Annotated in this window: 9 protein-coding genes and 2 pseudogenes; 5 read left to right on the top strand and 6 right to left on the bottom strand. The window is 68.1% G+C overall.

Annotation, left to right across the window (positions count from 1 at the left end):
* Window positions 1–192: 192 nt before the first annotated feature.
* Window positions 193–2,108, bottom strand: a pseudogene (locus tag PIB19_RS01490) (pyrroloquinoline quinone-dependent dehydrogenase).
* A 680-nt stretch (window positions 2,109–2,788) separates the two neighbouring features.
* Here PIB19_RS01490 and PIB19_RS01485 point away from each other — a divergent pair.
* Window positions 2,789–4,182, top strand: a pseudogene (locus PIB19_RS01485) (leucyl aminopeptidase family protein).
* A 5-nt stretch (window positions 4,183–4,187) separates the two neighbouring features.
* Here the strand turns inward: PIB19_RS01485 and PIB19_RS01480 are convergent.
* Window positions 4,188–4,946 (bottom strand): alpha/beta hydrolase-fold protein, encoded by a 759-nt coding sequence (locus PIB19_RS01480; protein WP_271239395.1) that lies wholly within the window; start codon window positions 4,944–4,946, stop codon window positions 4,188–4,190.
* A complete protein-coding gene (locus PIB19_RS01475; protein WP_271239394.1) occupies window positions 4,943–5,227 on the bottom strand; it encodes a hypothetical protein in 285 nt (94 codons plus the stop codon). The genes PIB19_RS01480 and PIB19_RS01475 overlap by 4 nt, the downstream gene beginning before the upstream one ends.
* A 96-nt stretch (window positions 5,228–5,323) precedes the next feature.
* Between PIB19_RS01475 and PIB19_RS01470 the strand changes: the two genes are divergently transcribed.
* A complete protein-coding gene (locus PIB19_RS01470; protein ID WP_271239393.1) occupies window positions 5,324–6,697 on the top strand; it encodes an MFS transporter in 1,374 nt (457 codons plus the stop codon).
* Here the strand turns inward: PIB19_RS01470 and tpiA are convergent.
* A complete protein-coding gene (gene tpiA / locus PIB19_RS01465; RefSeq protein ID WP_271239392.1) occupies window positions 6,669–7,415 on the bottom strand; it encodes a triose-phosphate isomerase in 747 nt (248 codons plus the stop codon). The genes PIB19_RS01470 and tpiA overlap by 29 nt on opposite strands.
* Window positions 7,416–7,529: 114 nt before the next feature.
* On the opposite strand from tpiA, the gene PIB19_RS01460 reads away from it, so the two are divergent.
* Window positions 7,530–9,482 (top strand): peptidylprolyl isomerase, encoded by a 1,953-nt coding sequence (locus PIB19_RS01460; RefSeq protein ID WP_271239391.1) that lies wholly within the window; start codon window positions 7,530–7,532, stop codon window positions 9,480–9,482.
* Window positions 9,479–10,984 carry an anthranilate synthase component I gene (gene trpE, locus PIB19_RS01455; protein ID WP_271239390.1) on the top strand — a complete coding sequence of 502 codons (1,506 nt, stop codon included), beginning with the start codon at window positions 9,479–9,481 and terminating at the stop codon, window positions 10,982–10,984. The genes PIB19_RS01460 and trpE overlap by 4 nt, the downstream gene beginning before the upstream one ends.
* Window positions 10,985–11,125: 141 nt before the next feature.
* On the opposite strand, the gene PIB19_RS01450 is transcribed toward trpE, so the two are convergent.
* The gene (locus tag PIB19_RS01450) at window positions 11,126–11,533 is read right to left on the bottom strand and encodes a hypothetical protein (protein WP_271239389.1); all 408 of its coding nucleotides are present in this window, start codon (window positions 11,531–11,533) and stop codon (window positions 11,126–11,128) included.
* Window positions 11,534–11,657: 124 nt separating this feature from the next.
* Between PIB19_RS01450 and PIB19_RS01445 the strand changes: the two genes are divergently transcribed.
* Window positions 11,658–12,242 carry an anthranilate synthase component II gene (locus PIB19_RS01445; protein ID WP_271239388.1) on the top strand — a complete coding sequence of 195 codons (585 nt, stop codon included), beginning with the start codon at window positions 11,658–11,660 and terminating at the stop codon, window positions 12,240–12,242.
* Here the strand turns inward: PIB19_RS01445 and serB are convergent.
* Window positions 12,202–13,185 (bottom strand): phosphoserine phosphatase SerB, encoded by a 984-nt coding sequence (serB, locus tag PIB19_RS01440; protein WP_271240882.1) that lies wholly within the window; start codon window positions 13,183–13,185, stop codon window positions 12,202–12,204. The two genes, PIB19_RS01445 and serB, sit on opposite strands and share 41 nt — an antisense overlap.
* Window positions 13,186–13,215 lie beyond the last annotated feature (30 nt).

Here is a 13,215-nt window from a genome sequence, read left to right as displayed (position 1 = left end):
TTTGACAGTGTCGATCCCGGCCGGAACACCAATCGCGTAGGGCTGAACCTTCGAGATTTTTCCGCATGGCCACGCCGCACTGGAACATGCTCGGCAGTGTGACCCTGGTGTGACCTTTGGGTTCGCAAGATGCGCGCCCGCGGCGCCAAACCTCGCGACCATAGGCTTGCAATCGAGTCCGGACCCCGGACCTCAGGACGGCAGCGCATAGGCGACGACCTCATCGCTCACCGGCGTCTCCATGAAATGGTGCCCGCCGGCATAGAGGACGAGATACTGCTTGCCGTTCATCTCATAGGTCATCGGCGTCGCCTGCCCGCCGCCCGGCAGCACGTCCTTCCACACCGTCTTGCCGGTGTTGAGGTCGATCGCGCGGATGAGATTGTCGGTCGCCGCCGCGATGAAGACGAGGCCGCTCGCAGTCACCACCGCACCGCCATTGTTGGGCGTACCGATCGTGATCGGCAGCATCGAGGGATGCCGAACGGCCCATTGGTCCGCGCCTCGCCGAACGCGCGGTCCCAGATCGTCTTGCCCGTGGCCATGTCGATCGCGCGGATCCCGCCATAAGGGGGCTGTTTGCACAGCATGCCGGTGAAGGGCAGCCGCCAGCCGGCGTTGACGTTGATCGCATAGGGCGTGTTGGCCTGCGGATCGCCCGCGCCTTCGGCACCGCCGATCTCGCCCCGTGCCTGATCGCGCGGCGCCCAGCCCAGTTTGTCGGCCTCGGCACGCGGGACGAGCCGGACGTAATTGGGCATGTCGTTGTAATTGGCGACGATCACCCCGCGCGCCGGGTCGACGGCGATCCCGCCCCAATCGGTTCCGCCATTATAGCCGGGATATTCGATCGAATGCCGGTCGCTTTCCGGCGGCGTGAAGAACCCCTTGTAGCTCGCCCGGCGGAACTGGATCCGGCAGATCATCTGGTCGATCGGCGACATGCCCCACATGTCGCGCTCGGTCAGGTCGGGTTTGCGCAGCGTATGCCACAGCGACACTGGCTGCGTCGCCGCGCGCTGCTCGGGCTCGACGCCGCCGCCGGGCACCCGCATCTCGCCGACCGGCGTCAGCGGCTGCCCAGTGCGACGGTCGAGCACATAGATGTCGCCCTGCTTGGACGGCAGCACCAAAGCCGGCGCGCCCTTGTAATCGACCAGGGTCGCCTGCGCGCCGAAATCATAGTCCCACACGTCCTCGCGCACCGCCTGGAAGCGCCAGCGCGGCTTGCCGGTGGTCACGTCGAGCGCGACCAGCGACGTGGCGAATTCGTTCTCCTGCGGGCGGCGCAGCGACGAATAATAGTCCGCCGCCGCATTCCCCATCGGCAGATAGACGAGGCCCAGTTGCTCGTCGCCACTCGCCATAGTCCACATGTTCGGCGTGCCGCGTGCCCATTCCTGCCCCTGCGGCGGTGCGCCGCTCCACTCCGGGTGCATCATGTCCCACGCCCAGCGCAATTGTCCGGTCCGCGCGTCGAACCCCTGGATCACGCCGGAGGGCGCCCAGCGGTCCTGCCCGTCGAGCACCTGGTGCCCGGTCACCAGCACTCCGCGCACCAGAGTCGGTGGCGAGTTGATCGAGACGAACCCGTCGGGGACCTTGCCCATTCCAACCTTGGCGTCGACCTGCCCATTGATCCCGAAATCGGCGCAGAGCCGCCCCGAGCGCGCATCGACCGCGATCAGCCGGGCGTCGAGCGTCCCCTCGATGATCCGCGTCGCACAAGGCTGGTCCGCCGCCATTCCCGGCACCGCATAATGCACCACTCCGCGGCATGCCGCGGTATACGGGATCGCATTGTCCGGCACCTTCGGATCATAGCGCCAGCGCTCCTTGCCCGTCGCCGGATCGAGCGCGATCATGATGTTCTTGGGCGTGCACAGATACAGGCTGTCGCCCACCTTCAGTGGCGTATTCTCGGCGCCGTAAGTGTTGCGGATCTGCGGTGAGGACGGGAGATCGCCGGTGTGGATCGTCCAGACGCGCCGGAGCTTGCCGACATTCTCCGCGTTGATCTGAGTGAGCGGCGAATAGCGCCGCGCGCTGGTCGTGCCGCCATAAGCCGGCCAGTCGGCGCCGACCTGCTGGCCCGAGGGATCGCCCATCCCGCGCGTGCCCGCCGCGGGCAAAGCCGCCAGCACCGGGTTGGGCTGGTTCGCCGCCGCCACCCAGAAATCGACCGTGGTGAGCACCAGCGCCGCGACCACGCCGATCAGCGCCAACCGCCAGCGGTCCTGCCGCCGGCTCAACGTCGCCATCGCCGCGATCACCGCGAGCAGCAGCACCACCGGCGCGATCACCCGCGGCACCTGCGCCCAGGCATTGGCGCCGACTTCCCACCACGCCCAGAGCGCGCTGAGCAATACGATCGCGAGATAGACCCATCCGCCCAGTATCCGCCCACGCACCAACAGCACGCCCGCCGCGATCATCGCCACGCCGGTCAGCAGGTAATAAAGCGATCCGCCGAGCACTGCGAGCCACGCCCCACCGACCGCCAGAACCAGCCCGATCAGCGCAAGCAGCACGCCCGCGATTATCGACAGCCAACTCCCCCAGCGCCGTCTGCTGGCAGGAGGTTCGCTCTGTACCGCGGGCTGATCGTCGGCAGTGCCACGAGCATCGGTCACACGCAGTCTCCCGTGAACGGGGCGCTCCTCTTGAGGCCGGAGCGTCGAGGCGTTTGGCTAACCAGCCGAAGCCGTAACGGTTCCGAAAATGAACAAAAATTCATCTTGAACTTCGGGGGCTAGGCGCAGCGGCCTTGCGCCCCTAGATCACTGCCATGCCTGATCTCTCGACGCTTGTTCAGCCCGACCGCGGCCAGCCCGCTCGCAATATCCACCTGATCGACGCCAAGGGCTTTGACGCATGGCTTGCCGCCCAGCCGCCGCGCCACCGCACCGCCGCGCAGGCGCAGAAGCTCGCCCCCACCGGCTATTCGAGCGCGATCCTCCCCGGCGACGGACCCGAGGATTGGTCAGTGGTGACCGTGGTCGCCAATGTCGAGCGCCTCACTCCCTGGTGCCTCGCCAAGCTCGCCGAGACACTCCCCGAGGGCACCTATCGCGTCGACGGCCGCGAGCCCGGCAAGGCGCTCTATGGCTGGCTCACCGCCCAGTACAAATTCGACCGCTACCGGAAGAAGGACGACAAGGCCCAGGGCCCGCGCGTGCTGCTCACCGGCGATCCCGCGAAGATGGAAGAGGCCCTCCGCCTCGCCGGCGTCACCTTCAAGCTGCGCGACCGGATCAACACCGGCGCCAATGACATGGGGCCCGCCGATCTCGAAGCCGCCGCCGCCGATCTGGCGAAGGACTATGGCGCCACCCTCACCGTCGTGAAGGGCAAGGAAGTCGAGAAGGGCTATGGCATGCTCTGGGCGGTCGGCAAGGCCGCCGGCGAGGGCCGCGAACCGCGGCTGATCGAGCTCGAATGGGGCAATCCCGAGCATCCGCGCATCGCGATCATCGGCAAGGGCGTGTGCTTCGACACCGGCGGGCTCGACATCAAGTCTGCCGCCGGCATGCGGCTGATGAAGAAGGACATGGGCGGCGCCGCGCACGCGCTCGCGCTCGCCGAGCTGGTGATGCAGAACCGCCTGCCGGTGCGCCTCCACATGCTCGTCCCCGCGGTCGAGAACTCGATCAACGGCGAGGCGACCCGCCCCGGCGACGTGATGATCTCGCGCAAGGGATTGAGCGTCGAGAACAGCAATACCGATGCCGAGGGCCGGCTGATCCTCGGCGACGCGCTCACCAAGGCCGCCGAGAGCAACCCCGAGCTCGTCTTCGATTTCGCGACCTTGACCGGCGCCGCCCGCGTTGCGCTCGGCGCGGATCTGCAGGCCCTGTTCGCCAATGACGACACGCTCGCCTCGGAACTGCTCGCCGCCGCCGAAGCCGAGGCGGATCCGATATGGCGCATGCCGCTCTACGATCCGTACAAGGATCTGCTGAAGTCCGACGTCGCCGATCTGGTCAATGCGGCCGAGGGCCCTTCGGCGGCGCGATCACCGCGGCCTTGTTCCTCAAGGAATTCGCGCCCGAAAAGGCGCAATGGGCACATTTCGACATCTTCTGCTGGAACGGTTCGGCCAAGCCCGGCCGCCCCAAGGGCGCGGAGGCAGTCAGCCTGCGCGCGACCTGGAAGGTGCTGAAGGACCGCTACGGCGGCTGAGCCGCTTACGGCTCCCTGAAATCCAGCGTTCGCGCGAAGAAGGGCAGCATCTCGGTGTAGATCCGTCCGTCGGCGCCCCAATGCCGCTCGCCCCAGCCGCCGCGATACTCCTCGGCCTCATACGGCACGCCGAACGAGTCGAGCACGCGCGTGAACGCCTGGTTGGACACGATGTGATCGGCATTGGTGTCGCCGCGCGCCCAGTCGAACATGAAGCCGCGCAGCCGCTTGAGATTGTCGGCATAGCGGCCGACCTGGCGCTCGAGGAAGAAGCTCGCATTGAGCTGCTCGGTGCGGGCGGGATCGACCACCAGGCGCCCGCCGACGAGGCTGGCCGGCGGCGCGAACCGCAAGGGCCGCGCGGGATCGGGAAGATGCGCCTGGAAGATCGACGTGAAGATCAGCGAAAAGCCGTCGCCGCGCAGATCATCCATCGATCTCGCGCTGCCCAGCCGTGCCCAGTCCGGGCGCGAGAACATCGTCTGCAGCCCCGGGCCGGTCCCGATCGGATGAAGTGCATAGACGGCCCCGAAGATCTCCGGATGCCGCATCCCGAAGCGGATCGCGCCGTGCCCGCCCATCCGGTCGCCGGCGACGCCGCGCGATTCGGGCCGCGCGAGCGTGCGATAGCGTGCATCGACCCACGGGACGAGCTCGCGCACCATGAAGTCGTCCCAATTGCCCGTAGCCGCCGAGTTGACGTACCAGCTTCCGCCCGCCGGGGTGGTGAAGTCGGCAGTGACGACGATCACATCGCCGATCACGCGCCCGGCGATTGCGCGATCGAACAGGGCTTCGGCGCCGTTGGCGGTCCACGGTGCCCGGTCGTCCTCGAAAAGCTCGACAGATAATAGAGGACCGGGAGCCGCCGCGTGCCCGCGGCATAGCCGTCCGGCAGATAGACCGTCACGCCGCGCACGCTCTCCACGCCGGCAGGATTGCCGCGCAGGCTCGCCGCGTCGATGCGATGATGCTCGATCGTCCCCGCCGCGGCGGGCAGCGCCGCCGCCAATATCGCAAGCAGGACGAGCAAACGAACGATCATCGCACGGCTCCGTGTTGGTCGGCGCGAGCCTAGGTCGTTGCGCCTCCGACTCCAAGCCCCTCCCCGTCGCCCCGCGCCTCTGCTATCGCCGGTCGCATGCAGGCCGCCCATCCCAGGCTCATCCTCGTCGCGTGCATCCTCGCGTCGAGCCTCGCCTTTATCGACGGATCGGTCACCAATGTCGCGCTGCCGGCGATCGGGGCGGACCTCCATGCGACGCCTGCCGAGCTGCAATGGACGATCAACGCCTATCTGCTGCCGCTATCCGCACTGCTGCTGATCGGCGGTGCGGCGGGCGATCATTTCGGGCGCCGCAAGCTGCTCGTCATCGGCATCGCGATCTTCACGGTCGCATCGATCGCCTGCGCGCTGGCGGCGGATCTCACCCTCCTCCTCGCCGCGCGCGCACTGCAGGGCATCGGCGCGGCGATCCTGCTCCCCAACAGCCTCGCGACGCTCGGCCATTCCTTCACCGGTGAAGCGCGCGGCAAGGCAATCGGCACCTGGGCCGGAGTCGGCGCCATCGCCGGCGCGGTCGGTCCGCCGCTCGGCGGCTGGCTGGTCGACGCGATCGGCTGGCGCGCGATCTTTTACGTCAACGTGCCGGTGGCCGCCGCCGCGATCCTGATCGCGCTGCGCTACGTCGAGGAAAGCGCCGAGGGTGAACTCCCGCTCGATTTGCCCGGTGCCTTCGCCGCCACGATCGCGCTGGGGGCGCTCACCTGGGCGCTCACACTCTGGTCGAGCGGGCAAGGGTTCGACACCACCGTCGCGATCGGCCTCGCCGTCGGACTGCTCGCCACGGGGCTGTTCCTGTGGATCGAGCATCACCGCGGCGCCCGCGCGATGATGCCATTCGCGATGTTCGGCTCGCGCGCCTTCGCGGGGCTCACCGTGCTCACCTTCCTGCTTTACGGCGCGCTGGGCGGGGTATTGCTATTACTCCCCTTCGTGCTGATCGAGGCGGCGGGCTACACTGCGTTGCAAGCCGGGCTCGCGCTGCTGCCGATGCCCCTCGGCATGGGTCTGGCGTCGCGGGTAATGGGAAGCGTGACTGCGAAGGTCGGGCCGCGCTGGCCGCTCACCATCGGCGCGTTGATCGTCGCGATCGGCTTCGCATTGCTCGTGCTGGTGAACGAGGACGCATCCTATTGGACCTCGGTCTTCCCCGGCTGCCTCGTCATCGCGATCGGCATGTCGAGCGTCGCCGCGCCGCTCACCACCGCGGTACTCGCCTCGGTCGACGATACCCATGGCGGTACCGCTTCCGGCTTCAACAGCGCGATCGCGCGCACCGGCGGGCTGATCGCCATCGCGATAGCTGGTGCGGTAATCGCCAGCGCCGGACCCGCGTTGATCGCGGCCTTCCACGGCGGCGCATTGGTCGGCGCCGCCCTCGCCGCCGCGTCGAGCGTGACGGCCCTGGTCACGCTGGGTGAAATCAGGAAAGCGAAGCCGCAGCCTCGATAATCGGCACGAACTTCTCCGCGGTCAGGCTCGCGCCGCCGACCAGCGCCCCGTCGACATTGTCGACTGCGAGAATGTCCGCCGCATTCGCGCCGGTCACCGATCCGCCGTAGAGGATGCGGATCCCGTCGGCCGCATCGCCCACCATCGTCCGCAGCTTGGCCCGCGCGATCGCGTGCATCGAGGCGATTTCCTCGAGCGTCGGGGTCTTGCCGGTGCCGATCGCCCAGCGCGGCTCGTAAGCGAGCGTCAGCCAGTCGCCATGCGCGCTTTCGGGCAGTGACTTCTCGATCTGCGACTGGACGATCCGCTCGGCCCGGCCCGCATCATGCTCGGCCTCGGTCTCGCCGCAGCACAGGATCACCCTGAGCCCCAGCCGCCGCGCCGCCGCCGCCTTGGCCCAGGCGTCGTGACTGGTCTCGTGCTGGTCGGCGCGCCGTTCCGAATGGCCGACGATCGTCAGCGTCGCGCCGCAGTCGCGCAGCATCGCGGCCGAAACGCAGCCGGTATGCGCGCCCTTGTCGGCCTCGTGCACGTCCTGCGCGCCGATCGGCAGTGCGCCCGCCACCGCCACTGCCGGTTCGATCAAGGTGAACGGCACGCACAGCGCCACATCGACGCCGGGATTCGCCGCAGCCGCGGCCGCGATCGCCTCGACTTCGCCCAGCTGCGCCTTCAGCCCGTGCATCTTCCAGTTTCCGGCGACCAGCTTGCGACGCATGTCGTACTCCTCCTGTTTGGTCGCAGGCGATACCAAGCCTTACGCGCTGCACAAGCTTGAAGGAGCGTGTCGCGGCCCTAAAGCACGCCAAATTCCTCTTTCGAACGGCCCTTCATGCTCAGTTTCTTCCGCCGCTTCACCAAGTCGCGCTTCGGCCTGATCGCAGTGTTCGTCTTCCTGGCGATCATCGCGCTGGCCTTCGCCGCCGGCGACATCACCGGCGCACGCTCCACGGTGGGCGGCGCCGGCGGCAACGTCGTCGCCAAGGTGGGCGACCGCAAGATCACCGATCGCGAGGTCCGTGAGCGGATCGACATCTATCTGCGCAATCTCCAGCGCGGCGGGCAGAATGTGACGATGGAGCAGTTCCTCGCCCAGGGCGGCTTCGAGATGGCGCTCGACGAGATCATCAACAACGCCGCCATGGTCCAGTTCGCCCAGGATTCGGGAATGCAGGTCAGCAAGAAGCTGGTCGACGGCGACATCGCCAGCAACCCGGCTTTCTTCGGGCTCGACGGCAAGTTCAGCCAGAAGCAGTTCGAGGATCTGCTGTCGCAGAACCGCATCTCGCCGGTCGCCTTCCGCGAAGACATCGCCAATACGCGCTACAGCAACTGGATGCTGAACCGCGCGACCCTGGGCAGCCAGATTCCCGACGGCGTCGTCCTGCCTTATGCCTCGCTGCTGCTCGAGCGCCGCATGGGAACCGTCGGCCTCGTGCCCACGATCGCGATGGACCCGGGCGCCGATCCGGATGACAAGACGCTGACTGCCTATTATAATTCGAAGCGCCTGCGCTACATGGTGCCCGAGCGGCGCATCGTCCGCTTCGCGACGGTCAAGCCCGACGCGCTCAAGGCGCGCACCGCCGCCACCGAGGCCGAGATCGCCGATGCCTATAAGAAGGCCGGCAATCGCTTCGCGGCAACCGAAAAGCGCACCGTCCGCCAGCTCGTCATCCTCGACCAGGCGACCGCCAACCGGATCGCCGGCGAAGTGAAGGGTGGCAAGACCCTCGCCGCCGCCGCGACCGGCGCGGGTCTCGAAACCACCAGTTTCGACGGCGTCGAAAAGCCCGCGCTTGCCGGCCAGACCGCCCCTGCGGTCGCCGATGCCGCCTTTGCCGCGGCGCAGGGCGCGGTGGTCGGCCCGGTGCGTTCGCCGCTCGGCTGGCACCTGCTCCAGGTCGAGAAGATCGAGCAGGTCGCCGCCAAGACGCTCGATCAGGCGCGGCCGGAACTCGCCACCGAGATCGGCGCGCGCAAGCTCGCCGAGACGCTGGCGCAGCTGCGCCAGTCGCTCGACGACGGCATCGGCGACGGCAAGACCTTCGACGAGGCGGTGGCCGACGCCAAGCTCGTCGCCGAGCGCTCGCCGGCGCTCACGCCTGCCGCCGCCAATCCCGACGATCCCGCCTTCAAGCCCGATCCGCTGCTCGTCCCCGTCATGCGCGCCGGCTTCGGCATCGAACAGGCCGGCGACGAACCGCAGATCGTGCCGCTCGGCCCCGACGGCAGCTTCGCTCTGGTCGGCCTCGAGCGGATCGTGCCCGCCGCGGCGCGTCCGCTAGCCCAGATCCGCGAGCGCGTCGTGAAGGATTATCTGGTCGAGCAGGCGCTGCAAAAGGCGCGGACCATCGCCACCGCCGTGGTCGCCAAGCTCGAAAAGGGCGTGCCGATGCAGCAGGCGCTGACCGAATCCGGCGTCACCAAGGGCCCGCCGCCCAAGGATTTCGATTTCAAGCGTGCGGAAGTGCTCAACCGCCAGCTGGCGCCCTATCTCCAGATGGCGTTCAACATGGCGCCCAAAAAGGCCAAACTGGTCGAGGGCACCAATCGCGAAGGCTTTTACGTCGTCTATCTCGCCCAGGTCGAGCAGCACAGCGCCGCCGGCGATCAGGCGGCGATGACGCGGGTGCGCGGCGAGATCGCCCCGCAGGTCGGCGGCGAGTTCGCCCGCCAGTTCATCGCCTCGGTGCGCAACCAGGTGAAGGTGTCGCGTAACGAAAAGGTGATCCAGCAGCTGCGCGCCGATCTCGCCCGCACGGGGACGGCCAGCGGATCGTGACCCAGGGCGTCGAAGCCGCTCGGTCGGCGCTTGCCGCCGGGCGCCCGGCCCTGCTCTGGCGCCGGCAAGTCGCCGATACCGAGACGCCGGTCGCGGCGGCGCTCAAGCTGATCGAGCCCGGCCGCGGCGATTTCCTGCTCGAGTCGGTCGAAGGCGGATCGGTCCGCGGCCGCCACAGCCTGATCGGACTCGCCCCCGATCTCGTCTTCCGCGCGACCGGTGACGCAGCCGCGATCAACCCGCACTGGCTGACCGATCGCGAGGCGTTCGCGCCCTGCTCCGAACCCGCGCTTGAGGCATTGCGCGGCCTCGTCGAGCGCTGCCGCATGGACGTGCCCGCCGAGCTGCCCCGCGCGCTCGCCTGCCTCGTCGGCTATTTCAGCTACGAGACCGTCGGACTGGTCGAGAAGCTCCCGCGTCCGCCGGCGAACCCGATCGGCGTGCCCGACATGATGTTCGTGCGGCCGACGGTGGTCCTGATCTTCGATCGCCTCGCCGACACCTTGTTCCTCGTCGCGCCGGTCTGGCCCGATGCGTCCCGCGATCCGGAGGCGCTGATCGCCGCCGCCGCCGAACACATCGACGCCACTGCCGCGCGACTGGCGAGCGCCCCGCTGCCCGCCCCCGTCCGCGCCGGCCTGCCCGAGGTCGCCCTCACCCCCGTGCTCGAACCCGGCCGCTATGGCGAGATGGTCGCACGCGCCAAGGATTACATCGCCGCCGGCGACATCTTCCAGGTCGTGCTCGCCCAGCGCTTCACCACTCCGTTCGCGCTGCCGCCGTTCGAGCTCTACCGTGCGCTGCGCCGGGTGAACCCCTCGCCCTTCCTCTATCATCTCGACCTGCCCGGCTTCGCGCTCACCGGCTCGAGCCCCGAGATCCTCGTCCGCGCCCGCGATGGCGAAGTGACGATCCGCCCGATCGCCGGCACCCGCCCGCGCGGGGCTACGGCGTCCGAGGACGAGGCCAATCGCGCCAGTCTGCTCGCCGATCCCAAGGAGCGCGCCGAGCATCTCATGCTGCTCGATCTCGGCCGCAACGATGTCGGCCGCGCGGCGGAGGCAGGCAGCGTCCGTGTCACCGACAGCTACACCGTCGAATTCTACAGCCACGTCATGCACATCGTCTCGAACGTGGTCGGGCGGCTCAGGTCCGGCAGCGACGCGCTCGACGCCTTGTTCGCCGGCTTCCCCGCCGGCACGGTCAGCGGCGCACCCAAGGTCCGCGCCTGCCAGATCATCGCCGAACTCGAACCCGAGACGCGCGGGCCCTATGCCGGCGGCGTCGGTTATTTCTCGCCCGACGGATCGATGGACAGCTGCATCGTGCTCAGGACCGCATTGGTGAAGGACGGTGTGATGCACGTCCAGGCCGGCGCCGGCATCGTCGCGGATTCGGATCCGGCTTACGAGCAACGCGAATGCGAAGCCAAGGCCGGCGCGTTGTTTGCGGCCGCCCGCGAAGCCGTGGCGAGGGCCAGCGAAGCGGGTTTCGGCCAGTAACCAAAATTCCTCCCTCGCGAAGCGGGGAGGTAGCAGGCGCAGCCTGACGGAGGGGCCTCTCCCCAAGCGACATCGCCCGAGGCTACGCCCCCTCCACCACTTCGTGGTCCCCTCCCCGCTTCGCGTGGGAGGATTTTCACCTCAAGGCGTCGCAGCCCGCGCAGCCTTCGCCTTGGCGTCGAGCCGCTCCTGATACCATTGCCGGATCGCCGCGCGCGTGCATCCCGTCTGGCCGCCGGTGCCCACCGGCGAGCAGCTGTTCGGCAGCCCTGCGCGGTTGAATTGCTCCACCGCCTCGACCCGGTTGGTCCACGCGTTGGAACCGGCGTCTTCCTTGGGCTGGTTGCGGAAGCGCTTGGGGATGCGATAAGGCGATTCGCCGGCATTGGCGCACACGACGATCTCGTCCGGATCCTCGGTCTTGGGACATTGCTCGTCGCCATAAAGCAGGATCGAGCGCACGCGCTTGGGCGGCTCGTCCTGCGGCCCGCGGACCTGCGCCGGAGCCGGACTCGCCATCAACGCGGCAAACAACAGACTGGAAATCATGCAAGCTCCTTCGACGGGTCAACGCCCCTGTGCGCGATACCGTTGCCCCGCACTATGGCCACGCCAAGGCAATTCCGGGCCAAGACAATTGTGAGAAAGCGCAAAACGCCTTAACCGGACCTGCATGATCCTCGTCCTCGACAATTATGACAGCTTCACCTGGAACCTCGTCCATTACCTGATGGAGCTCGGCGCCGAAGTGCAGGTGGTCCGCAACGACGCGCTCACCGCGCGCGACGCGATCGCCAGCAATGCCCAGGCCTTCCTGATCTCGCCCGGCCCCTGTACCCCCAACCAGGCCGGGATCAGCCTCGATCTCGTCGCCGCCTGCGCCGATCTCGGCAAGCCCTTGCTCGGCGTCTGCCTCGGCCATCAGGCGATCGGCCAGCATTTCGGCGGCCAGGTCGTCCGCGGCGGGCTGATGCACGGCAAGACCTGCCCGGTCGAACATGACGGCACCGGCCTGTTCGAAGGCCTGCCTTCGCCCTTCACCGCGACGCGCTATCATTCGCTGATCGTGACCGACATTCCCGACGACCTGATCGTCAACGCCACCGCCGACGACGCCTCGGTAATGGGCTTCCGCCACCGCGACCTGCCGATCCACGGCGTCCAATTCCACCCCGAGAGCATCGCCACCGAGCACGGCCACGCGATGCTGGCCAACTTCATGCGGCTGGCCGGGATCGAAGCGAAGGCACTCGCCTGAGGGCTCTTGCTGTTGGTAGGAAGCGGGCGTTCGTTCGAGAGCCGGCGCCGGCCGCTGACAACCCGTCAGCCGCCAACCCACTCCCTCGCGGAATCCCCTGCGCATAGAGCAGAGCGGTCAGGTCATTATGATCGACCCGCGCCCCCGCCGCCGCGGCGACGATCGGCTTGGCATGGTACGCCACGCCCAGCCCGGCCTGCCGGATCATCGCGAGGTCGTTCGCGCCGTCGCCTACCGCCATCGATGCTTCGGCCGGCAGTCCCAGCTCGGCCAACGCGCCCAGCAAAGTGGCTTCCTTGGTATTGCTGTCGACGATCGGCTTGGCGACTTTCCCGGTCAGCCGGGCATCGCCGATCTCGAGCCGGTTGGCGATTACCCGGTCGAAGCCGATCTCGGCGCCCACCGGCTCGGCGAAGCGGGTGAACCCGCCCGAGACGAGGATCGTCAGGCTCCCGCGCGCGCGCATCGTCTGCACCAAAGCCTTCGCACCCGGCATCAGCTTTACCCGCTCGGCGAGGCAGCGGTCGATCGCACTTTCCTCCAGCCCCTCCAGCAACGCCACTCGCGCGTCGAGCGCCTCGGCGAAGTCGAGCTCGCCTTTCATCGCCCGCTCGGTCACCTCGGCGATCCGGCTCTTGATTCCGGCATAATCGGCGAGTTCGTCGATGCATTCGACGGTGATCATCGTCGAATCCATGTCGGCGACGAGCAGCTTCTTGCTCCGGCCCTGCTGCGGCTGGACGATCACGTCGGTGGCAGGAAACGCGCCTTCAAGTGCAGCCCGCGCCGCACCCGGATGCGACACGAACAGCAGGTCCGCCGCTTTGCCGTGGTCGAGCCAGTGCCACGCCCCCGGCGCGCAATCGACACCCGCCAGCCGATCGGCGGCTTCGGAAAGCTGCCCCGCGCTGAGGCCGTCTGCTATGAGCGTCGCGATGAACACGTTCATTTCCTTGATGACGCGGCGCGCTCC

The organism is Sphingomonas sp. 7/4-4 (assembly GCF_027941955.1).
GTDB lineage: Bacteria > Pseudomonadota > Alphaproteobacteria > Sphingomonadales > Sphingomonadaceae > Sphingomonas.
Note: the sequence above shows the minus strand (reverse complement) of the source record. Positions and strands in the feature narration are given on the sequence as shown.